A 25,248-nucleotide genomic window follows, 5' to 3' on the forward strand; every position below is an offset into this window, starting at 1 on the left:
TCGTCGGGCTCATAACCCGAAGGTCGTAGGTTCAAATCCTGCTCCCGCAATAAGGCTCGGTAGCTCAGTTGGTAGAGCAATGGATTGAAGCTCCATGTGTCGGCGGTTCGATTCCGTCTCGCGCCATTTAAATATTTTGGAAGGGTAGCGAAGAGGCTAAACGCGGCGGACTGTAAATCCGCTCCTTCGGGTTCGGGGGTTCGAATCCCTCCCCTTCCATAACCTTAACTACGGGCATAGTTTAAAGGTAGAACTAAGGTCTCCAAAACCTTCAGTGTGGGTTCAATTCCTACTGCCCGTGTTTTAAAATTATGGCGGGTGTGGTGAAGTGGTTAACACACCAGATTGTGGCTCTGGCATGCGTGGGTTCGATCCCCATCACTCGCCTATTTTATATTATTGGGGTATAGCCAAGCGGTAAGGCAAGGGACTTTGACTCCCTCATGCGTTGGTTCGAATCCAGCTACCCCAGTTATACTTTGCCGGCGTGGCGGAATTGGCAGACGCGCTGGACTCAAAATCCAGTGTCCGCAAGGACGTGCCGGTTCGACCCCGGCCGCCGGTATAGTAATAAAGACAAGGTTTTCGAGCCTTGTCTTTTTATGTCTAACGCTATAATTAATTACCATTTTATACCAATTTCTTTTTTCTTTATCTATCTGATAAAGTTATTTTGTTTGAAAGTTATATAATGAAGTTAGACAACTAACATTTTTAAAAGTTAGATTCTTAAACTGGTTAAAAACTTGTTTAACAGTTATAAAGGGGCTTTTTTGTCAAATGAATGCGTAATTTAGACATAAGAAAACACCTCTGTGTTATACTTGTATTTCAACCACAAACACAAGAAAGCAACAGAGATGCAAATAAATTGTATTACAAAAGGTAAATATTTGATAATCGAAAGCAGTCATCTAATCGAGGAAGAAAGAAGGGAAGTCTAATATAGAAGTTGTTACTCTTGTCGGGAGAACTCCTCCACTATCATAACTAAAAGTTTTTGCCTGATAAGTTAGTCAAGGTTAAGAGAGTTAACGTTGGAATTTCAACTGTGAAATATTATTATATTTTTGGAGTTTCTGTTGAAATAGACTTTGCTTTTTCTTCTAGTATTGTTGCTTCCTTACCATATATAGTTTCTGGAGTTAAATTGAGAATCTTAAGTTGATTTTTAATCAATTCTACACTAGACGGAGAAATCTTTAGAGCAACACCCATTGATTCTCCATCATCTGCGGTAAAATTAATCCACTCGACACCTCTATAGTATCTAGCTTCATGCAGAGTAAATACTCCTGATTGTCTTGATATCCTTTGTGACTTCAAATCATAATCACTTTTTACAGCAAAGGGAATTGTAGCAAACGGAGTGTCATTCAGATCTGAAAAACAGTAATCAAATAGTTCATCATCAGCTTCATCTATACAGTATACCTCACTTACCGTGCGATTCCCTTCTTTATATTTCATTGCTGAATTCTCATTTAATCTTGTGGGATTTAAGATATAGACAACTGGAAATTCATCTTCGTTAGTGTACTCAAAGCCATCTACCGCGAAGTACAAAGCTATCAGAGGATCAGTAGACCAATCTAATGCTGGCGTCGGCATTCCATAATGTTGAGCAAGAAAAGTATAATGAAACAGATTAAGCCTGTCATCTAGAATTGCTTCTCTCAATTCATCTCTATACTGTTTTAAAGCCACGTTGAAATCCATAAAATTTTTGTATTTTATTGGATGTATAGAGCCATCATCTGGCATATCTAAAACTTCGTTTCTAAAAAGACTCGGCCGTAGTTTCCAGTCTTGGCTTCTATGCCCCCTATACCAAAGTTCGTGAGGGTTATTCCTTGCATAATCAAAAATGAGTGTTAGGAATTCCTCCACACTAGTAATTTCCTCAGAGTTGTAATAAATCGGCATAATAATATACTCCTTCATATTAATTTGATTTTTTAATATTATATCATAAATAATTAAGAGTTTACAGCTAATTTAGGCATAAGAAAACACCTCATATAGTGAAATTAAAGAAATATCAAAACAATATAGTGATAAATCGGAAGACTTGCCAATTGCTATGGCATTTTATCTCCTAGCTTTTTCTACATATTCAGGTTTTGATAAAAAATAATTAAAATAAGGACAAGGTTAAATACCTTGTCTTTGTTTTTAGAAAATTTCATCTAATTTGTTAGCAAGAGATTTCTGTTTACTGGGATATAAGTGAGAGTATGTATCGATTGTAGTTGTTATGGAAGCATGTCCCAAACGCTCCTTAACTACAAGATAGTCTTCCCCTTGATTGATAAGTAACGAAGCATGAGAGTGCCTTAAATCATGAATGCGAATTTTTTTAATATCATTATTTCTAGATAGTATTTGCTTAAACTTCTTATCAATCATATTTTTTGTAATTGATATAGGTGAACTTTGAATAACCTGAAGATTGTCAATATCATCAATAAACTCTTTTAGTAAAGTAGTTTGTTCTTGTTTCCAATCTCTCAGCATATTTGCTAATTTGTTATTAATTGTAATATACCTTGTGCCTGCTCTTGTTTTTGTTGAGTTTATATGATTTCTTTTATTTAGAAAATAAGCCGTTTTAGTAACGTGAATAGTGTTAGTTAATAAATTTATATCATTCCAGTTTAAAGCAAGAATTTCTCCCATTCTCATACCTGTAAAGAAAGCAAGTGTAAAGAAAAGATTGTAGCTTTTTTCTTCTTTGGTAATAAGTTTTCTAAATCTAGCAAATTCTTCTACACTCCAAAATGTGATTGTCTTCTTATTGATTGGTAACTTTCTCAAATTTTCAACAGGGTTTTTATCTATCAAGGACTTTCTCACACCGGTATCAAATATTTTTTTGAGAAGTATTATTATTTTATTGATAGTATTATTACTTAGATGTTGATTATCATTTTGTTTTTTGGGTTTAGTTTTTAAGTATTCTCTAAATTCAAAAATATTTTCATAACTTAGCTTATTCAGATTTACATTTTGAAAGTATGGTTTTATATGCCTTTCATAATTATTTTTTTGAGTACTTAGGTAACTAATTTTTCTATTATTTTGTCTGTCTTCTTCTTCAAGCAATTCAAAAAGCATATCAGTTGTTATTAAAAAATCAAAACGTTTTTCTTTCAAGTCAACAATTCGGAGATGTTGCTCAAGTTCTAAAGCTTCCTTTTTTGTTTTTGAACCTTTTCGAACAACTCGGATTCTTTTTTGCGTTATAGGGTGAAATCCATCGGATATATCAACTGTCCAAGTTCCATTTTTTTCTTTCCTAACGGTCATTTTCTATACCTACTGAAATATCAAATCCTAGTAGTTCATTTGCAATAGTAGCTGGGATTGTACCAATACGTTTATTTTGATAGACATTAAAACCTCTTGTGCCAAGAAGTTTCTTACCTTGCCGTATAATTCGTTTAGAGGTGCCTTCGGAAAATCCAAGGGCAACTAAGTCATTTTTATTTATTGTTGCAATCATTGTTTTACTCCTTAATATTTAATTTAATTTTTTTGTATTTCACATTATTATCAATATATTCGCCCCCTATATAAATTTTACTGTTATATTCGCTTTCATATACGATTTCTTCATTTGAGAATTTATAATCAAATGGGACATAATTTGTATTAATGATTGGTTGTTTTAGATTGTTTGAAGATAAATAAGGATGTTTACCAAAATTATCAAGGAGTTCTTGACCGATTCCTTTTTCAAAATACTTTGTAACATATCTCCCTCTATTATCTTTGCTATCAACATCAACTTTATTTATTCGTACTGCTCCATGTCCCCAAAGTTTGAGTAACTGATTATGAGGGATATAGGGAACATCAAAAAGCAAAATATGAGCATGCCAAGCACCACGCTTTTGTTTTTCTAAAACTGCTATATATTTTAATTGATTTTTCTTTGTTTGAAAAATGTTATAGTTAAAACGTTTAATAAATGTTTTTAGTAAGTTTTTAAATTTATTTCTATCTTGGATATTTTCTTTTGTGGTCAAAGTCAAAAATGATGTATTATCATTAAAATTACAATCCACTAACCTAAGTAACTTCCACTTTGCATTTAATCGAGTTTGTTTCATTCGTTGAAGACGTTTCCTTTGTTCTTTTTCAGTCAGTTCTTCAAATGTTCTTCTTTTTCTTGGTTCACTTTCATTGGCAGACTCCTTATGTTTTCTATTAGTAAAAATTGCTTTTTCATATTCCCAAATTTCAATATAAGAAGAAGTACGTATGATTTTCTTATTATATTTCATAGTATTCAATCCAAAATTAGTGGGAATGTCTTAGATGAATTTCGCCAAAATATTGTTTATATAATAAATAAACTAGAAGGGACTTTGTCCCTTCATTATCAATTTTTTTCTGCTGGTAAAATATCAGAACAGTTAAACCACAAGTTTCCATTATACTGTCCCATATTTAAATCTTTTAAAATTACATGTCTAGTTTTATTGTTAGACATTTCTTGTTTTGACAAGGTGGGAGTAATGGTTTTAACTTTAACAGTAATCATTTCCATAAAGAAATCGCTACTATCGTCTTGAATAGAAACATTAAGTCTTAGTGCTTCTGGTTTTCCTGTTTTCCTATTAAGTTCTTCACTATAACCCTTAACTGCGTAAAATTTATTACCAAGTAGTTCAGTTTTCAAAAAATCATTTAATTTCATTTCGTATATCCTTTCTTATATCACTGCTTTGCAGTGAGGAACAGTTAAAAGCATTTAGTTCTCTTTAGTTCGTGCGTCCGCGGACCTCCGTGCCATTGCGAGCTACGGCAATTTGCCCCTCGCTCGCAGGCACGACCTAACCGCACTCAATCGAACTGCATGCTTTCAACTATTAATATTAATTATTTTAAAAATTTGAAAAAATGAGCCTGTCGTTGTTTTTCAAATTCTTCAAATCGTTTCTCAAGAGAAGCGACACGGCTAGCTAAAGATTTATTAGCGTTTTTCAAAAATTTTATTTCAATGTTAGTATCCTTTTCATTTTTCTTTTGAAGAGAATGTAAGTATAAGATTTGACGCTCTAAATCAACCTCATTTGAATCTGATACATCTCCCCAAATTTTTTTATTGATTTATCCAAGTCGTTAGTTTTTTCCACTTGTTTAGATAGTTCTACAAATTTAGAAACTTCTTCTTTGGTAAAATCGAAGAATGTCTGTACGCTGCGATAACTAACTTTAGCCTTAATTTTTGTAAATTCATAGCCGGATAAAGTTTCTATTTTTTTTCTCCATTTTTTAATAGTACTGATGGATTTACATGTTTTATTTGCAACTTCTAAATAGTCAATAATACCACCTCCTATAATTTTAAAATGTTACATTATTTCGAAAAAATGTTATACTAGTAAGGTAAAATGATTTTTTACCCACCTTTATGATATCAAAAAGAATTTTACCTGTCAATAAAAAGTAAAATGTTTTTTTACCAAGGAGATATTTTTATGAAACCTTTATTTAACTATACAAATATTATTCGTGCTGGACAAATAGATATAAAGTCAGTGAGATTAAAAGCTGGTTTAACCCAAAAAGAATTAGCAAAAATAATTGGAGTAACTAAACAGACAATTATAAATTATGAAAAAGGTACAACAGAGCCTACTTGGGAAAGACTAGAGGAAATAGCGTTAGCCCTTAATTCGGATATTGAAGATTTTTTCCCATATAATGAAATGGGACAAGCAAAAGGTGATTTTGCTTGGGCTGAACATATGGATAGATTGAATAATAATTTTATGTATAGAAGATTGGCAGAAGAAGAAGCTTATCTTAATTCACTATTTAAGTATGTTCGATTTCAGCAAGAACTAACAGAAAACAAGATAACAGAAGAACAGCTAAACAAAGAATTATCCTTTGATACCAATGTTCCAATCTCTCTTGAAGATAAAGTAAACCTAGTTAAACTTAAATTATCTGAACAACTTGATGAAAACAAAGAACGATTGATTGAATTGTATAAGATTGCTGATTCAGAAACGACTATGGAATTGATGAGATATGACATCAATAGAAATTTATCTAAAAAATAAAATCTATATTATTTTATAATCATAAATCAAAAAAACATTATTACGATAAAATAAATAGGCGTTTTTAATATTTTTTAAAAATTTTTAAAAAATATTTTTATTTAAAAAACACAATATATAGAGAGCGTGAATATAGCTATCTATATATTGTGTTTTTATCCAAAATAATAGCACCATATGTGGAGTTTTTGTTTTAAAAAAGATTAAAGGTACTACATTTAGTGGTGCAGGAAGGGGGTTTACAAAAAATTGGGATTAGGATATAATAATTGTACAAGAACTCCAAGGCTCCCTTTGATTAATCAATCAAATAGTTTTGCGAGGCTTTTTTTTTAGGATGAATGATGAATACAACTGATGAAAAAATTAAAGTAAAAAATATTTCTGTCAATTATTATGCACTAACCCCTGATGAAAACTCTTCAATGAAAGAATTTCTTGAATTTAATATGTTGAAGGAAAAACTTGCTAGGCCAGTAGAGACAACAGGTGCTAAAGTAATAATTAATGAGTCTGAAGAAGATTTCGCTAAACAGTTCCTTTTTCAGACAAATTATTATGATTTTTCAATATACAGAAAGTGTTTACCGAAACGAGAAGATACTACTTTTTCTTTTCAAGATTGTGTTGAACTTTATGAATTCAATTCATTTTTGAGAGAAAATTTGATGAAATTTACTGGTAAAATAGAATTGTTAATCAAATCTTCTATTATCCATACTTTATGTAGCAATTATAAAGGGAATTTACAAAAAGGCGAGTGCTATTTAGATAAATCAATTTATAAAAATGAAAATCATTATCAGGAATTTATTGAAAGAATTGGAATGAGATTATTTGAATTAAAATCTAAATCTCTTCCAATAAGTCACCATCTGAGTAATAAAGATTGCAAGTTTCCTTTTTGGGTTGTTGTACCTGAGCTGACTTTTGGAGAAACAACTAAAATAATTGAGCAGTTGAATGATAAATTTTATAGTTTATGGGTTGAAGAGTTGTTTCTTAGTAATGATTATTATAAAAATGATGCTAACATGCAGGACCATATTATATCTGCAAGTAAAAGTTGGATGTCTGCCACATGGTTTATTAGGAATGTTTGTGCACATTATGGCAGATTATACGCACGTAACTTTAATGTGGGTGTTCCAAGATTCTATACACCAGTTTTGCGGAAGATGAAAATGTATGGGAAGGAACAAGGAGATAATAAAGACTTATTTGCCTATATGCTGGCAATAAAACAAATTCTTATTTGTCATAATTCAAGCATTCATGATGAGTGGAATACCTTTATTAACGAAATTGAAAGAAAATTTATGACTAGCAGTATCATAGAAAAAACTAAAATTGGTTTTCCGGAATGCTGGAAGGATTGTTTAATAATTAAAAATGTGAATTTAAGCCAAATTGATGAAAGTAAAATTCATAATGGCGTTCTTAATAAACTGTTATTGGTTTTGAAGAAATTTTATATAAAGTTCTGAAAGTACTTAATAAAAATATGAATGAATTATATAGTAGTTTCCACAAAAATACCATAATTGGTAAATTCAGCTAAAATCAGATATTTTTAAATAGTAAAATTGTTGATTGCATGCTATTTTAATTGATATAAAAACATTGAGTTAGAACTCAAAATCCAGTGTCCGCAAGGACGTGCCGGTTCGACCCCGGCCGCCGGTATAGTTAAAAAGACAAGGTTTATAAGCCTTGTCTTTTTTCTTTATTTATAAAAATTTTAGTTAAAATAGGTCTATACCATTTACAAATTGTTTTGAAAGGTTTATAATGTAATTGACATAATAAATAGTAGATTATTTCTTAAGGGGGTTATCATTATGCCTAAGTATATTAAAGCTGATCAATTTTTCTATCCACATGGTATTCGTCGTGGAGGTTATTTGGAACTTATTGATGGTAAGTTTGGTAAGCATGTAGATCAAGTGTCTGAGGATGCTGAAATTTTAGATTATTCTGGTTATAGTATTGCACCTGGTCTCGTTGACACCCACATTCATGGTTTTGGTGGTGTCGATGTTATGGATAATAATATTGAAGGGACTCTTCATACGATGAGTGAAGGTCTTCTTAGCACAGGTGTTACTAGTTTCCTACCAACTACACTAACTTCATCATACGAACAATTGCTGGCTGTTACTGAAAACATTGGTGCACGCTATCAAGAAGCATCTGGTGCTAAGATTCGTGGTATTTATTTTGAAGGACCTTACTTCACCGAAGAATTTAAGGGGGCTCAAAATCCTGCCTATATGAAAGATCCACGTATGGATGAGTTTCGTGCATGGCAGAAGGCTGCTAATGGTCTTCTTAATAAAATTGCTCTTGCACCTGAACGTAATGGGGTTGAGGACTTTGTACGTACTATTACTGGTGAAGGTGTAACTGTTGCTCTGGGTCACTCTAATGCTACATTTGATGAAGCTAAAAAAGCTGTTGATGCCGGAGCTAGTGTATGGGTTCACGCCTATAATGGAATGCGTGGCTTAACACACCGCGAACTTGGAATGGTTGGTGCTATGTATGAGTTACCACACACTTATGCAGAATTGATTTGTGATGGTCATCACGTGGATCCTAAGGCTTGCGAAATTCTTCTTAAACAAAAAGGAACTGAAAATATTGCCCTTATCACTGACTGTATGACAGCAGGTGGTTTGCAAGATGGTGATTATATGTTAGGGGAGTTTCCAGTTGTAGTTGCCAATGGAACAGCTCGCCTTAAATCTACAGGTAACTTAGCAGGTTCCATTCTCAAACTTAAGGACGGTCTCAAAAATGTGGTTGAGTGGGGAATTGCAAATCCTCATGAAGCAGTCATGATGGCTAGTCTGAACCCAGCTAAATCAGTTCATATCGATGACGTCTGTGGACAAATTCGTGAAGGCTACGATGCAGACTTTATCGTGTTAGATAAAGATTTGGAATTAGTAGCAACTTATCTAGACGGTGAAAAACGTTATCAAGCATAATTTCTAAAGAAGAAACTTGTTTAGTTTCTTCTTTTTTAAAATAAATTTGTTATTTCTTTCACAAATTACTTGATTTTTTAATTGAAAAGGCTTACAATCGTGATATAAATAATACAAATAAAAAAGCGGAGGATTGCTTATGAAAGCTTATACTTACGTTAAACCCGGCCTTGCGTCATTTGTTGATGTTGACAAACCAGTTATTCGCAAGCCAACAGATGCTATTGTGCGTATCGTTAAGACTACTATTTGTGGTACAGACCTTCATATTATTAAAGGAGATGTTCCTGCTTGTAAGAGTGGAACTATCCTAGGGCATGAAGGAATTGGTATTGTAGAGGAAGTCGGAGCAGGAGTTTCAAACTTCAAAAAGGGTGATAAGGTTTTAATTTCTTGCGTTTGTGCATGTGGCAAGTGTTACTATTGTAAAAAAGGAATCTATGCTCACTGTGAAGACGAAGGTGGATGGATTTTTGGACATTTGATCGACGGTATGCAAGCAGAATATCTTCGTGTGCCTCATGCTGATAATACTCTTTATCATACTCCATCTGACTTGTCTGATGAAGCCTTAGTTATGTTATCTGATATCTTGCCAACTGGCTATGAAATTGGTGTCTTAAAAGGGAAAGTTGAGCCTGGCTGTAGTGTAGCCATCGTTGGTTCAGGGCCAGTTGGATTGGCAGCTCTTTTGACGGCACAATTCTATTCACCAGCTAAATTGATTATGGTGGACCTAGACGATAACCGCTTGGATACTGCAGTTTCTTTCGGTGCTACTCATAAGATTAATTCTTCAGACCCTGAAAAAGCAATTCAAGAAATTTATGATTTAACAGATGGTAGAGGTGTGGATGTTGCTATAGAAGCTGTTGGTATTCCTGCAACGTTTGATCTCTGTCAAAAGATTATCGGTGTAGATGGAACAGTAGCCAACTGTGGTGTGCATGGTAAACCAGTTCAGTTTGATTTAGATACTCTTTGGATTCGGAACATTAACGTTACTACTGGGTTGGTTTCTACCAATACAACTCCTCAGCTTTTGAAAGCCTTAGAAAGTCATAAAATTGAACCTGAAAAATTGGTAACTCATTATTTCAAACTTAGTGAAATAGAAAAGGCCTATGAAGTATTTAGTAAGGCCGCCGATCATCATGCGATTAAAGTGATCATTGAAAACGATATTTCAGAAGGTTAATCTTGTTTTTAAATCCAGTTATTCGTTTTAGAATAGCTGGATTTTTTGAAAATGTTATATAATTCGTGAAAATGAGCAAAATTCTTTCATTGTTCTCAAAATTTCGCTATAATATACGGTACAAAGGAAGTTAAACTATGTATCGAGTTATAAAAATGTACGGAGATTTTGAACCGTGGTGGTTTATAGAAGGCTGGGAAGACGACGTCATTGCGAGCAAAAAATTTGATAACTATTATGATGCCTTGAAGTATTATAAATCTTGCTGGTTTGAACTGGAAAAGAAAATTCCACTATATAAAAGTCGAGGAGACTTAATGACCATATTTTGGAATCCAGAGGATAAGCGTTGGTGTGAGGAATGTGATGAATTTCTGCAGCAATATCATTCCTTGGCTTTGTTGGAAGATGGTCAAGTCATTCCTGATGAAAAATTTAGACCTGGTTACGAAAAGCAGACTGGTTTAGAAATCCACCGTACTTGTCGCATAAAAAAAGAAGAAACAACTTTTTAATGAAGTTGTTTCTTCTTTTTTATATTTTCTTCGAATAATAAGAATGAGGAGGAAGATATGGTACAAATACTTGCACAAGAATTGATTACACTGGCCAAAAAACAGGGAGCTCAGGACATCTATTTTATTCCTAAAGAAAAAATTTACGAGCTACATATGCGAGTTGGAGATGAGAGACATTTGATTAACACCTATGACTTTGAAAAATTGGGTGCTGTCATTAGTCATTTTAAATTTATTGCGGGGATGAATGTTGGAGAAAAGCGTCGTAGTCAGCTTGGGTCCTGTGATTATCAGCATGATGGCAAGGTTTCTTCACTACGCTTATCGACGGTAGGAGATTATCGTGGTCATGAGAGTTTAGTTATTCGCCTTTTACACGATGAAGAGCAAGAGTTGCGCTTCTGGTTTCAAGACCTTAAGGAACTAGAAAAGGGCTTTAGGCAACGCGGCCTTTATCTATTTGCAGGACCTGTAGGAAGTGGTAAAACTACCTTAATGCATGAATTAGCTAAGTCATTGTTTAAGGGACAACAAGTCATGTCCATTGAGGACCCAGTCGAGATTAAGCAAGAAGAAATGCTGCAATTACAACTCAATGAAGCTATTGGACTGAGTTATGAAAACTTGATAAAACTTTCTTTGCGACACCGCCCAGATCTTTTAATCATTGGAGAAATCCGGGATAGCGAAACAGCCCGTGCTGTTGTAAGAGCGAGCTTAACGGGAGCTACAGTGTTTTCGACCATACATGCAAAGAGTATTCGTGGGGTCTATGAGCGTCTTTTAGAACTTGGTGTCAGTGAAGATGAACTCGCAGTTGTTTTACAAGGCGTATGCTACCAGAGACTAATCGGGGGAGGAGGAATTATTGATTTTGCAAACCAAAATTATTCAGAACACCAGGCAGAAAAGTGGAATGAGCAAATTGATCAGCTTCTTAAAGATGGACATATCACTGCCCTTCAAGCTGAAACGGAGAAAATTAGCTACCAGTAAGCAGAAGAAAATCATCACTCTCTTTAACAATTTGTTTTCGAGTGGTTTTCACTTGGTAGAAATTATTTCCTTTCTTGATAGAAGTCTTTTGTTGGAGAAGGAATATGTAACTCAGATGCGCCTAGGACTCTCGCAAGGAAAATCTTTCTCGGAAATGATGGGGAATTTAGGTTTTTCGAGTGCAATTGTCACGCAGCTTTCGCTGTCTGAAGTTCATGGGAATCTCCATTTGAGCTTGCGGAAAATTGAAGAATATCTGGATAATCTAGCCAAGGTAAAAAAGAAGTTAATTGAAGTTGCGACCTATCCAATCATTTTGTTAGCTTTCTTACTGCTCATTATGTTGGGGTTGCGAAATTATCTCTTGCCCCAACTGGATAGTAGCAACATAGCTACCTTAGTGATTAGTAACCTGCCACAGATTTTTCTTAGTTTCACTCTTGTTCTGGGTTTAGTATCTTTAACTGGTCTGGTTTTCTGCAGAAAGTCTGCGAAAATTCAAGTTTTCTCTTTTCTGGCTAGAATTCCATTTCTAGGTGTGTTTGTTCAGTATTATCTAACTGCCTATTATGCTCGGGAATGGGGTAATATGATCGGACAAGGTTTAGAGTTGGCACAGATTTTCCAGATGATGCAGGAGCAAGGAAATCTTCTTTTTAGGGAAATAGGACACGATTTAGAGCAGACTCTACAAAGTGGGCATGAATTTTCTAAAGTTGTGCAAGATTATCCTTTCTTTAGAAAGGAGTTGGGATTAATCATTGAATATGGGGAAGTCAAGTCCAAGCTGGGAAGCGAATTGGAAATCTATGCGGAAAAAACCTGGGAATCCTTCTTTACCCGAGTCAATCGGACCATGAACCTTGTTCAACCACTGGTCTTTATTTTTGTGGCCCTACTAATCGTTTTATTGTATGCAGCCATGTTGCTGCCCATGTATCAAAATATGGAGGTAAATTTTTAGATGAAAAAAATGATGATGAAATTAAAGGAAACTACGGTAAAAGGGTTCACTCTTGTAGAAATGTTAGTGGTCCTTCTTATCATTAGCGTCCTACTCTTACTGTTTGTGCCAAATCTTACTAAGCAAAAGGATGCAGTCAATGATAAGGGGAAAGCAGCTGTCGTCAAGGTGGTAGAAAGTCAAGCAGAACTCTATAGCTTGGAGAAAAATGAGCGTGCAAGCCTAAGCAAGCTAGAGGCAGATGGACGTATCACTGTTGAGCAAGTAAAAGCCTACAAAGAGTATCATGCCAAGCAAAATAAGAGTCAGTCAGTTGCAGATTAGGGCCTTTACCATGCTAGAAAGCCTATTGGTCTTAGGAATAGTTAGTCTGTTAGCCTTGGGTTTGTCAAGTTCAGTTCAATCAACTTTTGCAGCTGTGGAAGAGCAGATTTTCTTTATGGAATTTGAGGAACTTTACCGGGAAACCCAGAAGCGAAGTCTGGCTAGTCAACAAAAGTTAAACTTGATGTTAGAAGAGAGGAGCATTAGTAATGGCTACCAGAAATTAGCCATCCCTAAAGGCATTCAGTTGCAGTCTAATCAGTCAATCACGTTTGACAAGACTGGAGGTAGTTCCTATCTGGTTAGCATCAGATTTCAAACAAGGAAAGAAGTGGTTCGCTACCAACTATATCTAGGAAATGGAAAGATTAAACGTATTCAAGAAGCAAAAAATTAAGGCGGTTATTTTACTGGAAGCAGTGATTTCGCTAGCCATTTTTGCCAGTATTGCAACCCTCTTGCTGGGACAGATTCAAGAAAGTAGAAAAAGAGAAGTAGAACTTCTAAAACAGGAAGAAGTTTTGCGAGTGGCTCGTATGGCTTTGCAGACTGGACAAAAGCAGTTGACTGTCAATGGCCTTACGGTTCATGTTGTCTCGAATGAGCGAGGCTTGGAGGTACACCATGGAACAGAGAAATTACTGGCGATTCAAGACAAGTAGGGTCAGAGCTTTTACACTTTTAGAATCCTTGGTTGCCCTTATCGTTATTAGTGGTAGCTTGCTTCTTTTTCAATCTATGAGCCGACTCTTGGTTTCAGAAGTTCGCTACCAGCAGAGAAGTGAGCAAAAAGAATGGCTTTTATTTGTGGATCAGCTGGAAGCAGAGCTGAATCGAGCCCAGTTTGAAAAAGTGGAGAATGATAGACTTTATCTCAAACAGGATGGGAACACCATTTCCATGGGAAAATCAAAGTCAGATGATTTTCGGAAAACAGATGCTAGTGGACGTGGCTATCAACCCATGGTCTACGGTCTGAAATCAGCACATATTTACCAAAAAGGGCAAAATGTTCATTTCAATTTTCAGTTTGAAAAGGGACTAGAGAGGGAGTTTATCTACCGTGTGGAAAAAGAAAAAAGTTAGAGCTGGAGTTCTCCTTTACGCTGTCACTATTGCTGGAATTTTTAGTCTCTTGTTACAGTTTTATCTGAATCGGCAAGTAGCTCATCATCAGGATTATGCACTGAACAAAGAAAAACTTCTTGCATTTGCAATTGCTAAGAGGACCTATGAAAAAGCTAGTTCTGAGAGTGGTCAGCAGTCATTTAATGCAGGAAAGGCAACTTATCGTAATGAGCAAAAGGGATTTACAGCGATTGTTGACACTGGGAAAAATCAATTTGAATTTCGTTTTCCACCTTTGAAAAAGACTGACGACAAGACGAAGAAAACAGAAAAAAAGTCAAAAGAAGAAAGCGAGAAGAAAAAAGAAGAACAGGTAAAAAATGAGACCACCGAGACATCTAAAGTTGCTCCTTCTAAGAATGATAAGACATAGATTATCAGATTTGTAGAATCTAGTTTAAGTGGTGATGTTGGACTCAGTGGGTTAGGACGAGGTTTTTGCTTGAAATCATGCTATAATAGATACATATGGAGGACGGAAAATGGCAAGTGTAAAATTGTATCTAGTGCGTCATGGGAAAACAATGTTTAATACGATTGGGCGTGCTCAAGGTTGGAGTGATACTCCACTAACAACTGAAGGTGAGCGAGGTATTCACGAATTGGGAATTGGTTTGCGTGAGTCTGGCTTAAAGTTTGAGCGTGCTTATTCAAGCGACTCTGGGCGGACTATTCAGACTATGGGAATTATCCTTGAGGAACTAGGTTTAACAGGGCAAATTCCTTATCGTATGGATAAGCGAATCCGTGAATGGTGCTTTGGTAGTTTTGATGGTGCTTATGATGGAGACCTTTTTATGGGGATCATTCCTCGTATTTTTAATGTCGATCATGTGCATCGTTTATCCTACGCGGAGCTAGCTGAAGGCTTGGTAGAAGTGGATACAGCAGGCTGGGCTGAAGGCTGGGAAAAACTAAGTGGTCGTATCTGGGAGGGTTTTGAAGCCATTGCAAAGGAAATGGAAGCTAATGGAGGAGGAAATGCCCTCGTAGTCAGCCATGGAATGACTATTGGAACCATTGTTTATTTAATCAACGGAATGCATCCGCATGGCCTTGATAATGGAAGTGTGACGATTCTCGAGTACCAAGATGGTCAGTTCTCGGTCAAGATTGTTGGGGACCGTAGCTACCGTGAAATTGGACGAATTAAGCTAGACGAGCAAGCTAGTTCAGAACAATAAAATTTAGAAGAATTTTTAAAGGATTGATAGAATGCTAATGTCGTGCTTGCACAAGCTTCTGAGAGCTGAGTGCTTTGACAATAGCATTCTTTTTTGTTAGAATAGTATCAACATAAAAGCATAAGAAGGGACTGACAGAACTGTCGTCCCCTTTTGTCTATCTTATAAGGGGGAAATATGCTGTTTCAGAAAATAAAAGCCTATAAATGGCAGGCCCTGGCTTCCTTGGTTATGACAGGTCTAATGGTAACGAGTTCACTCTTGCAACCACGTTATTTGCAGGAGGTTTTAGAGGCACTGCTAACGGGTGATAACGAAGCTATTTATCATATTGGTTTTTGGTTAATCCTTGTTGCCTTGATTGGTTTGATTGCAGGTGGGATCAATGTAGTGTTAGCAGCTTACATTGCTCAAGGAGTTTCGTCTGACTTGCGTGAAGATGCCTTTCGTAAGATTCAAACTTTTTCATACGCCAATATTGAGAAGTTTAATGCCGGGAACCTCGTTGTGCGTATGACCAACGATATCAACCAGATTCAAAACGTCGTTATGATGACCTTCCAAATCCTCTTTCGACTACCTATTTTATTTATTGGTTCCTTTATATTAGCCGTTGTCACTCTACCTTCGTTGTGGTGGGTGCTGGTTCTTATGGTCGTTTTGATCGTCGCCATGACAGGTCTTATGATGGGGATGATGGGACCTCGATTTGCAAAATTCCAGACTTTATTGGAGCGTATCAATGCCATTGCCAAAGAAAATTTACGTGGTGTGCGCGTGGTTAAGTCTTTTGTTCGAGAAAAAGATCAATTTGCTAAGTTTACGCAGGTATCCGATGAATTACTGGGTGAAAACCTTTATATCGGCTACGCCTTTTCTATCGTTCAACCTGTAATGATGATGATTTCATACGGGGCTGTCTTTCTTTCAATCTGGCTTGTAGCAGGTATGGCAGAGTCAGATCCTTCAGTAGTTGGTTCCATTGCTTCCTTTGTAAACTACCTGAGTCAGATTATCTTTACCATCGTCATGGTTGGATTTTTGGGGAATTCAGTCACTCGTGCCATGATTTCCCTTCGTCGTATTCGTGAAATCCTTGATACTGAACCAGCTATGACTTTCAATGATGTGGAAGATGAAGAATTGGAAGGAAGTCTCAGTTTTGAAAATGTTACCTTTACCTATCCAAATGATGAAGAACCTATCCTAAAAAATGTATCCTTCGATATCGCAGCTGGTGAAATGGTTGGTGTTGTCGGAGCAACTGGTGCAGGGAAATCAACCTTGGCTCAGTTGATTCCACGATTATTTGATCCGCAGCAAGGTTCGATCAAGATTGGTGGAAAGGACATTCGGACAGTTAGTGAAGGGACGCTTCGTAAGACAGTTTCTATCGTCCTACAAAAAGCCATTCTCTTTAGTGGAACCATCGCAGATAATCTCAGACAAGGTAAGGGAGATGCGACAGTTTCAGAAATGGAACGCGCAGCTCGTATCGCCCAAGCTAGTGAGTTTATCAGCCGTATGGACTTGGCCTTTGAGAGTCCGGTTGAAGAACGTGGGACCAACTTTTCTGGTGGACAAAAACAAAGAATGTCCATTGCGCGTGGGGTTGTTAGCAATCCTAAAATCTTGATATTTGATGATTCTACTTCAGCACTGGATGCCAAGTCAGAACGCTTGGTTCAAGAAGCTCTCAACAAGGATTTGAAGGGGACGACTACGATTATCATCGCACAAAAGATTAGCTCTGTTGTACATGCTGATAAAATTTTAGTGCTTGACCAAGGTCGCTTGATTGGTCAAGGCAAACACGCTGACTTGGTTGCAACAAACCCAGTTTATCGTGAAATTTACGAGACGCAAAAAGGAAAGGAGGAGTAGGATGAAGACATTTGAATTCTTTTGGAACTATTTTAAAGTTTATAAGATATCCTTTGTCGTTGTTATTGCTATGATTATCATTGCAACGGTAGCCCAAGCCCTCTTTCCAGTATTTGCAGGTCAAACAGTCACAGAGCTGGCTAATTTGGTTATAGCTTATCAAAATGGAAATCCTGATATGGTTTGGCAAAGTCTATTAGGACTCTTGATTAATCTTGCTTATATTTTGGTTGTGCTCGTGGTGTCGAGTCTTATCTATATGGTTTTGATGAGCCGTATTATTGCCGAATCGACAAATGAGATGCGTAAGGGCCTTTTTGGCAAGCTTTCTCGATTGACAGTTTCCTTCTTTGACCGCCATCAAGATGGAGATATCCTGTCACGTTTCACCAGTGATTTGGATAACATCCTACAGGCTTTCAACGAAAGTCTGGTGTCTGTTATGACCAATATTGCCCTTTATATTGGTTTGTTGATTGTTATGTTCGCAAAGAATGTCACCCTGGCTTTGATTACGATTGCTAGCACTCCGATAGCTGTCATCATGTTGATTGTCATTTTGAAATTGGCAAGAAAATATACCAATCTCCAACAGAAAGAAGTTGGGAAGCTCAATGCATATATGGATGAGAGTATCTCTGGACAAAAAGCCGTTATTGTTCAAGGCATTCAAGAAGATGTGATTGCAGGTTTTGTTGAGCAAAATGAACGGGTTCGAAAGGCCACTTTCAAGGGAAGAATGTTTTCAGGGATTCTCTTTCCTGTCATGAACGGAATGAGTTTGGTCAATACAGCAGTAGTTATTTTTATCGGTTCAGCTGTCTTACTGAATGATAAGAACATCGAGACAGCAACTGCTCTGGGTTTGATTGTCATGTTTACCCAGTTTTCTCAGCAATATTACCAACCCATTATCCAATTAGCGGCGAGCTGGGGAAGTTTGCAACTGGCCTTTACAGGTGCAGAACGTATCCAAGAAATGTTTGATGCAGAAGAAGAAATTCGTCCTCAAGATGCTCCAGTTTTCACAGAATTGCGAGAGGGTGTGGAGATTCGCAAGGTAGACTTCTCCTACCTTCCAGGGAAACAGATTCTGAAAGATGTTAGCATTTCAGCTCCAAAAGGAAAGATGATTGCGGTTGTTGGTCCAACAGGGTCAGGAAAAACGACCATCATGAACTTAATCAATCGTTTTTATGATGTGGATGCAGGTGGTATCAGCTTTGATGGAACAGATATCCGCGAGTTTGATTTAGATAGTTTGCGAAGCAAGGTGGGAATTGTTCTACAGGATTCTGTTTTGTTCAGTGGAACTATTCGTGACAATATTCGATTCGGTGTACCGGATGCTAGTCAGGAGATGGTAGAAGCAGCTGCTAAGGCTACGCATATCCATGAATATATCGAAAGCCTACCAGATAAGTACGATACTCTGATTAATGATGATCAGAGCGTATTCTCAACCGGTCAGAAGCAGTTGATTTCTATTGCTCGTACCTTGATGACAGATCCACAGGTCTTAATTTTGGATGAGGCAACATCAAACGTGGATACTGTAACAGAGAGCAAGATTCAAAATGCCATGGAAGCTATCGTGGCAGGAAGAACGAGTTTTGTGATTGCTCACCGTTTGAAAACCATTCTCAATGCCGATCAGATTATTGTTCTTAAGGATGGTCAAGTTATCGAACAAGGAAATCACCATGAATTACTCAAGCTTGGAGGCTTTTACTCCGAACTGTACCATAATCAATTTGTCTTTGAATAATACTCTTCGAACATCTCTTCAAACCACGTCAGCGTCCCCTTGCCTGACCTCGTCAGTTCTATCCACAACCTCAAAACTGTGTTTTGAGCAACCTGCGGCTAGCTTCCTAGTTTGCTCTTTGATTTTCATTGAGTATAAGCAAAAAAGTTGTCCTAATTTTGGGCAACTTTTTCTGATAAAAAAATTTTATCACAGACTTAAAAAATACATATTAGACAGGAGTGGGCAAGGATGATAAGATAAGATTATCAATAGAAAAGGAAAGGAAATTAGTGATGGCAAGAACAGTTGTTGGAGTAGCGGCAAATCTATGTCCTGTGGACGCAGAAGGAAAAAATATTCATTCATCAGTCTCTTGTAAATTTGCTGAGAGTATTCGTCAGGTTGGCGGACTTCCTTTGGTGATTCCAGTTGGGGATGAGTCAGTTGTTCACGACTATGTAGAAATGATTGACAAGCTTATCTTGACTGGAGGGCAAAATGTTCACCCTCAGTTTTATGGTGAGGAAAAAACAATTGATAGCGACGACTATAACCTAACTCGCGACGAGTTTGAGCTAGCTCTTCTACAAGAAGCCTTGCGTCAGAACAAGCCCATCTTAGCCATTTGCCGTGGTGTTCAGCTTGTCAATGTTGCCTTTGGTGGGACACTCAATCAGAATATTGAAGGTCATTGGCAAGGACTACCTTTTGGAACTTCACATTCCATTGAGACAGTTGAAGGAAGTCTTGTGTCGAAATTATTTGGTAAAGAAAGTCAGGTCAATTCAGTTCACCGTCAGAGCATTAAAGACTTGGCACCAAATTTTCGCGTAACGGCAGTAGATCCCCGCGACCAAACGATTGAGGCCATCGAATCTATCGATGAACACCGCATTATCGGCTTGCAGTGGCATCCAGAGTTTTTGGTCAATGAAGAAGACGGGAATTTGGAATTATTTGAGTATTTATTGAATGAATTGTAACGGCTAGCCAATCTAGCTGTTTTTTTATTCATTTTTTACGAATCTTTATAGAGTTGTATTTTTACGCAAACGTTTGAATTGTGATAAAATTTGGAAAAATTCAGTATAAAAACTTGAAAAAATTGTTAGTAAGCGTTATGATAGAAAAGAAGAAATTTTGGAGGAATACTATGTCACATATTAAATTTGATTATTCAAAAGTATTAGACAAATTTGTTGCACCACATGAAGTGGAATACATGCAAGCACAAGTTACAGCAGCAGACGAATTGATCCGTAAAGGAACTGGTGCTGGTAGCGACTTCCTAGGTTGGTTGGACCTTCCTGAAAACTACGACCGCGAAGAATTTGATCGCATCTTGAAAGCTGCTGAACAAATCAAAGCAGACAGCGATGTTTTGGTGGTTATCGGTATCGGTGGATCATACCTTGGAGCGAAAGCTGCGATTGACTTCTTGAATCACCATTTTGCAAACTTGCAAACAAAAGAAGAACGCAAAGCACCACAAATCCTATACGCTGGAAACTCTATCTCATCTACTTACCTTGCTGACTTGGTAGAGTACGTTTCGGATAAAGATTTCTCAGTAAACGTGATTTCTAAATCAGGTACAACAACTGAACCAGCGATTGCTTTCCGTGTCTTCAAAGAACTCTTGGTGAAGAAATACGGTCAAGAAGAAGCTAACAAACGTATCTATGCAACAACTGACCGCCAAAAAGGTGCTGTTAAGGTTGAAGCAGATGCTAACGGTTGGGAAACATTTGTTGTTCCAGATGATATCGGTGGACGCTTCTCAGTATTGACAGCAGTTGGATTGCTTCCAATCGCAGCATCAGGAGCTGATATCAAAGCCCTTATGGAAGGTGCGAACGCTGCCCGTAAAGATTACACATCAGACAAACTTTCAGAAAACGAAGCTTACCAATATGCAGCAGTGCGTAACATCCTTTACCGTAAAGGCTATGCAACTGAAATCTTGGTAAACTATGAGCCATCACTTCAATACTTCTCAGAGTGGTGGAAACAATTGGCTGGTGAATCAGAAGGGAAAGACCAAAAAGGTATTTACCCAACTTCAGCTAACTTCTCAACAGACTTGCACTCATTGGGTCAATTTATTCAAGAAGGAACTCGTATCATGTTTGAAACCGTTGTCCGTGTTGACAAACCACGTAAGAACGTGATCATTCCTACTTTGGAAGAAGACCTTGACGGACTTGGTTACCTTCAAGGAAAAGACGTTGACTTTGTAAACAAAAAAGCGACTGATGGTGTTCTTCTTGCCCACACTGACGGTGACGTACCAAACATGTACGTGACTCTTCCTGAGCAAGATGCTTTCACTCTTGGCTACACTATCTACTTCTTCGAATTGGCTATCGCCCTTTCAGGTTACTTGAATGCTATCAACCCATTTGACCAACCAGGTGTTGAAGCATACAAACGTAACATGTTTGCCCTTCTTGGTAAACCAGGATTTGAAGAATTGAGCAAAGAACTCAACGCTCGTCTATAATAGAGCTGAAAAGAGTGGTTTTACCACTCTTTTTGCTTTTTCTCGAAAAGAGAAATTGGACTCTGGCACGACTTGTGATATAATATAGAGAGCAAAAAGGCAGACGCCTAGAGACTATATAGGAGAAGATATGTCAAAAGATATTCGTGTGCGTTATGCACCAAGTCCAACAGGACTACTACACATCGGAAATGCCCGTACAGCATTGTTTAACTACTTGTATGCACGCCACCATGGTGGAAATTTTATCATCCGTATCGAGGATACTGACCGTAAGCGCCACGTCGAAGATGGAGAACGTTCACAGCTTGAAAACCTTCGTTGGTTGGGCATGGATTGGGATGAAAGTCCAGAGACTCATGAAAACTACCGCCAATCAGAGCGTTTGGAACTCTATCAAAAATATATCGACCAATTGCTTGCTGAAGGGAAAGCCTACAAATCTTACGTCACTGAAGAAGAGTTGGCAGCTGAACGTGAACGCCAAGAAGCAGCAGGTGAAACGCCTCGCTATATCAACGAATACCTTGGCATGAGCGAGGAAGAAAAGGCAGCTTATATCGCAGAACGTGAAGCAGCTGGTATCATTCCAACAGTTCGTTTGGCTGTCAATGAGTCAGGTATCTACAAATGGCATGATATGGTCAAAGGCGATATTGAATTTGAAGGTGGCAATATCGGTGGGGACTGGGTCATCCAAAAGAAAGATGGATACCCAACTTACAACTTTGCCGTTGTAATTGATGACCACGATATGCAAATCTCTCACGTTATCCGTGGAGACGACCACATTGCTAACACACCAAAACAGCTTATGGTTTATGAAGCGCTCGGTTGGGAAGCACCAGAATTTGGTCACATGACCTTGATTATCAATTCTGAAACTGGTAAGAAGTTATCTAAACGTGACACCAATACCCTTCAGTTCATCGAAGACTATCGTAAGAAAGGTTACCTTTCAGAAGCAGTCTTTAATTTTATCGCTCTTCTTGGCTGGAACCCTGGTGGGGAAGACGAAATCTTCTCTCGTGAAGAACTCATTAAACTTTTTGATGAAAACCGCCTCAGCAAGTCTCCAGCAGCCTTCGACCAGAAGAAACTTGACTGGATGAGCAATGACTATATCAAGAATGCAGACCTTGAGACTATTTTTGAAATGGCAAAACCATTCCTTGAAGAAGCAGGACGTTTGACAGACAAGGCTAAAAAATTGGTGGAACTCTACAAACCACAAATGAAGTCAGTGGATGAAATCGTTCCATTGACAGACCTCTTCTTCTCAGACTTCCCAGAATTGACAGAAGCTGAACGAGAAGTCATGGCTGGTGAAACGGTGCCAACTGTACTTGAAGCCTTCAAAGCCAAACTTGAAGCTATGTCAGAAGATGAGTTTGTGGTAGAAAATATCTTCCCACAAATCAAAGCAGTCCAAAAAGAAACAGGTATCAAAGGGAAGAATCTCTTCATGCCAATCCGTATCGCTGTTTCAGGTGAAATGCATGGACCTGAATTGCCAGATACCATCTACTTGCTTGGTCGTGAAAAATCAATCCAACACATTGAAAAAATGTTGGCTGAAATTGCGAAATAATCTTACGAAACTAAATTTCGTTCTAGATATTTGTAGAAGTAAAAACTGAGAGAATCACATGGTTCTCTCTTTTTTATTGCCAAAGCAGAATCATATTCAATAAATACTCTTCGAAAATCTCTTCAAACCACGTCAGCTTTATCTGCAACCTCAAAGCCGTGCTTTGAGCAACCTGTGGCTAGCTTCCTAGTTTGCTCTTTGATTTTCATTGAGTATAAATTTTTAAGTGACGCTTTAAAAAGAGTTCTTTTTATATGTACTTATTTGAAAATGCAAAAGTTTTAGTGTATAATACTAAGTGACAGGGCAAGGGAAAGAAGTCAGTGATATGGTAAAATTCTTTACAAACAGACTCGAATTAGCCCAGACATCGTCTATGTTGTTTGTTGAGTCGACTTATTTTTTCTTTGCGTTTTGCTGGACACAGGAAGAAATTCATGAGTTCATGCAACTATCATCCATAACGATGCCTTCGTTTTCGATTCGAAGTTTATATGCGAGACTTTAGATTTAGATGTATGTCTTACTAGAGGTGCATATTTTTCTCTTTCTTCTCCCAAAAATAGAAAGAAATCGACCTTGCTCTGTTTACCTTGCGTTAAGCAAGGTTTTTTTGTGGAATAGTACTGGGCGATTTACGATTTTTCTATCAAGTGGTATAATATTAACTATCCTGATGAATTGAGGAACTCAAATGAAAGAATTTAACAAATCAATCAAATTAGAGCATGTGGCTTATGATATTCGAGGACCAGTTCTTGAGGAGGCCATGCGTATGCGAGCAAATGGAGAAAAAATTCTCCGTTTGAATACAGGGAACCCAGCTGAATTTGGCTTTACAGCACCTGATGAGGTTATCCATGATTTGATTATGAATGCGCGTGATAGTGAAGGTTATTCAGATTCAAAAGGTATCTTTTCAGCCCGCAAAGCGATTATGCAGTACTGTCAGCTCAAAAAATTCCCAAATGTAGGTATTGATGATATCTATCTTGGAAATGGTGTTAGTGAGCTGATTGTTATGTCCATGCAAGGTCTCTTGGACAATGGCGATGAAGTCTTGGTTCCAATGCCTGACTACCCGCTTTGGACAGCTGCAGTTAGCTTGGCTGGAGGAAATGCAGTTCACTACGTCTGTGATGAAGAAGCTGAATGGTATCCAGACCTAGATGACATTAAGTCTAAGATTAGTTCAAATACTAAGGCTATCGTTTTAATCAATCCAAATAATCCAACGGGAGCCCTCTATCCCAAAGAACTCTTGTTAGATATTATCGAGATTGCTCGTCAAAATGACTTGATTATCTTTGCAGATGAAATCTACGACCGTATGGTTATGGACGGCAATGTCCACACACCAGTAGCAAGTTTGGCTCCAGACCTTTTCTGTGTCAGCATGAATGGTTTGTCTAAATCTCACCGTATCGCTGGTTTCCGTGTAGGTTGGATGGTCTTGTCTGGACCTAAATATCATGTAAAGGGCTATATTGAAGGTCTCAACATGCTTTCAAACATGCGCCTTTGTTCCAACGTCTTGGCTCAACAGGTTGTTCAAACTTCACTAGGTGGTCACCAATCGGTGGACGAATTACTCTTGCCAGGTGGTCGTATCTACGAGCAAAGAAATTTCATTTATAATGCCATTCAAGATATCCCAGGTTTGTCTGCGGTTAAACCTAAAGCGGGTCTTTATATCTTCCCTAAAATTGACCGCAATATGTATCGTATCGATGATGATGAACAGTTTGTTCTTGATTTCTTGAAGCAAGAAAAAGTACTTTTGGTTCACGGACGAGGATTTAACTGGAAAGAGCCAGATCACTTCCGTATCGTTTATCTGCCACGCGTAGATGAGTTAGCCCAAATCCAAGAAAAGATGACTCGTTTCTTGAAGCAGTATCGTAGATAAGAACGATCTAGGTTTCGAGTACAATCAGCAAATTTTATCTCAGAGAAATCAAATGTTTTGATGATTTTAACATTGTTTCTCTGAGTTTTTTCATGTTTTTAAAAGGCTCTTTGTCAACTGTAGTGGGTTGATGAAAAGTTATAACCTGGAGAGGACCAACATGGTTCTCTCCTTTTTGATGTTCAAAGCAATGAGGATTCTAGTTTTAAAGTTTTCAAAGTTCCGG

The 25,248-nt window shown here is 37.3% G+C and carries 24 protein-coding genes and 6 tRNA genes; 25 read left to right on the forward strand and 5 right to left on the reverse strand.

The window, feature by feature from the left end; all coding sequences use genetic code 11:
- The first annotated feature begins 53 nt into the window (after positions 1-53).
- From QM877_RS09585 to QM877_RS09610, 6 genes are all read left to right on the forward strand, one after another.
- Positions 54-126, forward strand: a tRNA-Phe gene (locus QM877_RS09585).
- Positions 127-138: 12 nt separating this feature from the next.
- Positions 139-219: transfer RNA gene (locus QM877_RS09590), tRNA-Tyr, on the forward strand.
- Between the two features lie 11 nt (positions 220-230).
- Positions 231-301, forward strand: a tRNA-Trp gene (locus QM877_RS09595).
- 13 nt (positions 302-314) lie between these two features.
- Positions 315-387 (forward strand) — tRNA-His (locus tag QM877_RS09600).
- Between the two features lie 13 nt (positions 388-400).
- Positions 401-472, forward strand: a tRNA-Gln gene (locus QM877_RS09605).
- A 9-nt stretch (positions 473-481) separates the two neighbouring features.
- Positions 482-565 (forward strand) — tRNA-Leu (locus tag QM877_RS09610).
- A gap of 497 nt (positions 566-1,062) precedes the next feature.
- Here the strand turns inward: QM877_RS09610 and QM877_RS09615 are convergent.
- From QM877_RS09615 to QM877_RS09635, 5 genes are all read right to left on the reverse strand, one after another.
- Complete coding sequence (locus QM877_RS09615) at positions 1,063-1,926, reverse strand: FRG domain-containing protein (RefSeq protein WP_373094083.1); 864 nt, start codon at positions 1,924-1,926, stop codon at positions 1,063-1,065.
- 249 nt (positions 1,927-2,175) lie between these two features.
- On the reverse strand, positions 2,176-3,309 hold the full coding sequence (locus QM877_RS09620) for a tyrosine-type recombinase/integrase (protein WP_414318275.1): 1,134 nt from the start codon (positions 3,307-3,309) through the stop codon (positions 2,176-2,178).
- Entirely contained in the window at positions 3,299-3,505 is a 207-nt protein-coding gene (locus tag QM877_RS09625; RefSeq protein WP_414318276.1) for a DUF3173 family protein, read from the reverse strand. The genes QM877_RS09620 and QM877_RS09625 overlap by 11 nt, the downstream gene beginning before the upstream one ends.
- A 4-nt stretch (positions 3,506-3,509) precedes the next feature.
- The gene (locus QM877_RS09630) at positions 3,510-4,289 is read right to left on the reverse strand and encodes a Rep protein (RefSeq protein ID WP_414318277.1); all 780 of its coding nucleotides are present in this window, start codon (positions 4,287-4,289) and stop codon (positions 3,510-3,512) included.
- Positions 4,290-4,387: 98 nt separating this feature from the next.
- Positions 4,388-4,705: a hypothetical protein gene (locus QM877_RS09635; RefSeq protein ID WP_414318278.1), complete on the reverse strand. Its 318-nt coding sequence runs from the start codon at positions 4,703-4,705 to the stop codon at positions 4,388-4,390.
- A 784-nt stretch (positions 4,706-5,489) separates the two neighbouring features.
- Between QM877_RS09635 and QM877_RS09640 the strand changes: the two genes are divergently transcribed.
- The 19 genes from QM877_RS09640 to QM877_RS09730 all read left to right on the forward strand — a co-directional run bounded on the left by QM877_RS09640 (position 5,490) and on the right by QM877_RS09730 (position 25,022).
- Entirely contained in the window at positions 5,490-6,080 is a 591-nt protein-coding gene (locus QM877_RS09640) for a helix-turn-helix transcriptional regulator (RefSeq protein WP_414318279.1), read from the forward strand.
- Positions 6,081-6,424: 344 nt separating this feature from the next.
- Positions 6,425-7,567: an Abi family protein gene (locus tag QM877_RS09645; RefSeq protein ID WP_414318280.1), complete on the forward strand. Its 1,143-nt coding sequence runs from the start codon at positions 6,425-6,427 to the stop codon at positions 7,565-7,567.
- A 354-nt stretch (positions 7,568-7,921) separates the two neighbouring features.
- A complete protein-coding gene (nagA, locus tag QM877_RS09650) occupies positions 7,922-9,073 on the forward strand; it encodes an N-acetylglucosamine-6-phosphate deacetylase (RefSeq protein ID WP_414318281.1) in 1,152 nt (383 codons plus the stop codon).
- A 139-nt stretch (positions 9,074-9,212) separates the two neighbouring features.
- Entirely contained in the window at positions 9,213-10,271 is a 1,059-nt protein-coding gene (locus QM877_RS09655; RefSeq protein WP_414258626.1) for a zinc-dependent alcohol dehydrogenase family protein, read from the forward strand.
- A gap of 137 nt (positions 10,272-10,408) precedes the next feature.
- Positions 10,409-10,786, forward strand: coding sequence for a DUF1033 family protein (locus QM877_RS09660; protein WP_414318282.1), 378 nt, complete (start codon positions 10,409-10,411; stop codon positions 10,784-10,786).
- Positions 10,787-10,843: 57 nt separating this feature from the next.
- Positions 10,844-11,785, forward strand: coding sequence for a competence type IV pilus ATPase ComGA (gene comGA / locus QM877_RS09665; RefSeq protein WP_414318283.1), 942 nt, complete (start codon positions 10,844-10,846; stop codon positions 11,783-11,785).
- The gene (gene comGB, locus QM877_RS09670; protein ID WP_414318294.1) at positions 11,733-12,749 is read left to right on the forward strand and encodes a competence type IV pilus assembly protein ComGB; all 1,017 of its coding nucleotides are present in this window, start codon (positions 11,733-11,735) and stop codon (positions 12,747-12,749) included. Before comGA ends, comGB begins: the two co-directional genes overlap by 53 nt.
- On the forward strand, positions 12,750-13,073 hold the full coding sequence (comGC, locus tag QM877_RS09675; RefSeq protein WP_414318284.1) for a competence type IV pilus major pilin ComGC: 324 nt from the start codon (positions 12,750-12,752) through the stop codon (positions 13,071-13,073).
- A complete protein-coding gene (comGD, locus tag QM877_RS09680; protein WP_414318285.1) occupies positions 13,036-13,470 on the forward strand; it encodes a competence type IV pilus minor pilin ComGD in 435 nt (144 codons plus the stop codon). Before comGC ends, comGD begins: the two co-directional genes overlap by 38 nt.
- Positions 13,433-13,735 (forward strand): competence type IV pilus minor pilin ComGE, encoded by a 303-nt coding sequence (comGE, locus tag QM877_RS09685; protein ID WP_414318286.1) that lies wholly within the window; start codon positions 13,433-13,435, stop codon positions 13,733-13,735. The genes comGD and comGE overlap by 38 nt, the downstream gene beginning before the upstream one ends.
- Positions 13,698-14,159: a competence type IV pilus minor pilin ComGF gene (comGF, locus tag QM877_RS09690; RefSeq protein ID WP_414318287.1), complete on the forward strand. Its 462-nt coding sequence runs from the start codon at positions 13,698-13,700 to the stop codon at positions 14,157-14,159. Before comGE ends, comGF begins: the two co-directional genes overlap by 38 nt.
- Positions 14,137-14,574 carry a competence type IV pilus minor pilin ComGG gene (gene comGG, locus QM877_RS09695; protein WP_414318288.1) on the forward strand — a complete coding sequence of 146 codons (438 nt, stop codon included), beginning with the start codon at positions 14,137-14,139 and terminating at the stop codon, positions 14,572-14,574. The genes comGF and comGG overlap by 23 nt, the downstream gene beginning before the upstream one ends.
- Before the next feature lie 109 nt (positions 14,575-14,683).
- Positions 14,684-15,385, forward strand: coding sequence for a histidine phosphatase family protein (locus QM877_RS09700; RefSeq protein WP_049548215.1), 702 nt, complete (start codon positions 14,684-14,686; stop codon positions 15,383-15,385).
- Positions 15,386-15,562: 177 nt separating this feature from the next.
- Entirely contained in the window at positions 15,563-17,269 is a 1,707-nt protein-coding gene (locus QM877_RS09705) for an ABC transporter ATP-binding protein (RefSeq protein ID WP_414318289.1), read from the forward strand.
- Between the two features lies 1 nt (position 17,270).
- Positions 17,271-19,037, forward strand: a complete 1,767-nt coding sequence (locus QM877_RS09710; protein WP_414318290.1) for an ABC transporter ATP-binding protein — start codon at positions 17,271-17,273, stop codon at positions 19,035-19,037.
- A gap of 275 nt (positions 19,038-19,312) precedes the next feature.
- Positions 19,313-20,002 (forward strand): gamma-glutamyl-gamma-aminobutyrate hydrolase family protein, encoded by a 690-nt coding sequence (locus QM877_RS09715; protein WP_414318291.1) that lies wholly within the window; start codon positions 19,313-19,315, stop codon positions 20,000-20,002.
- A gap of 170 nt (positions 20,003-20,172) precedes the next feature.
- Positions 20,173-21,522, forward strand: a complete 1,350-nt coding sequence (locus QM877_RS09720) for a glucose-6-phosphate isomerase (protein WP_006595458.1) — start codon at positions 20,173-20,175, stop codon at positions 21,520-21,522.
- A gap of 130 nt (positions 21,523-21,652) precedes the next feature.
- Positions 21,653-23,113, forward strand: coding sequence for a glutamate--tRNA ligase (gene gltX, locus QM877_RS09725; protein WP_414318292.1), 1,461 nt, complete (start codon positions 21,653-21,655; stop codon positions 23,111-23,113).
- Between the two features lie 694 nt (positions 23,114-23,807).
- Positions 23,808-25,022: a pyridoxal phosphate-dependent aminotransferase gene (locus QM877_RS09730; protein ID WP_414318293.1), complete on the forward strand. Its 1,215-nt coding sequence runs from the start codon at positions 23,808-23,810 to the stop codon at positions 25,020-25,022.
- The last annotated feature ends 226 nt before the right edge of the window (positions 25,023-25,248 follow it).

Source organism: Streptococcus infantis, assembly GCF_047463655.1.
Lineage (GTDB): Bacteria > Bacillota > Bacilli > Lactobacillales > Streptococcaceae > Streptococcus > Streptococcus infantis_Z.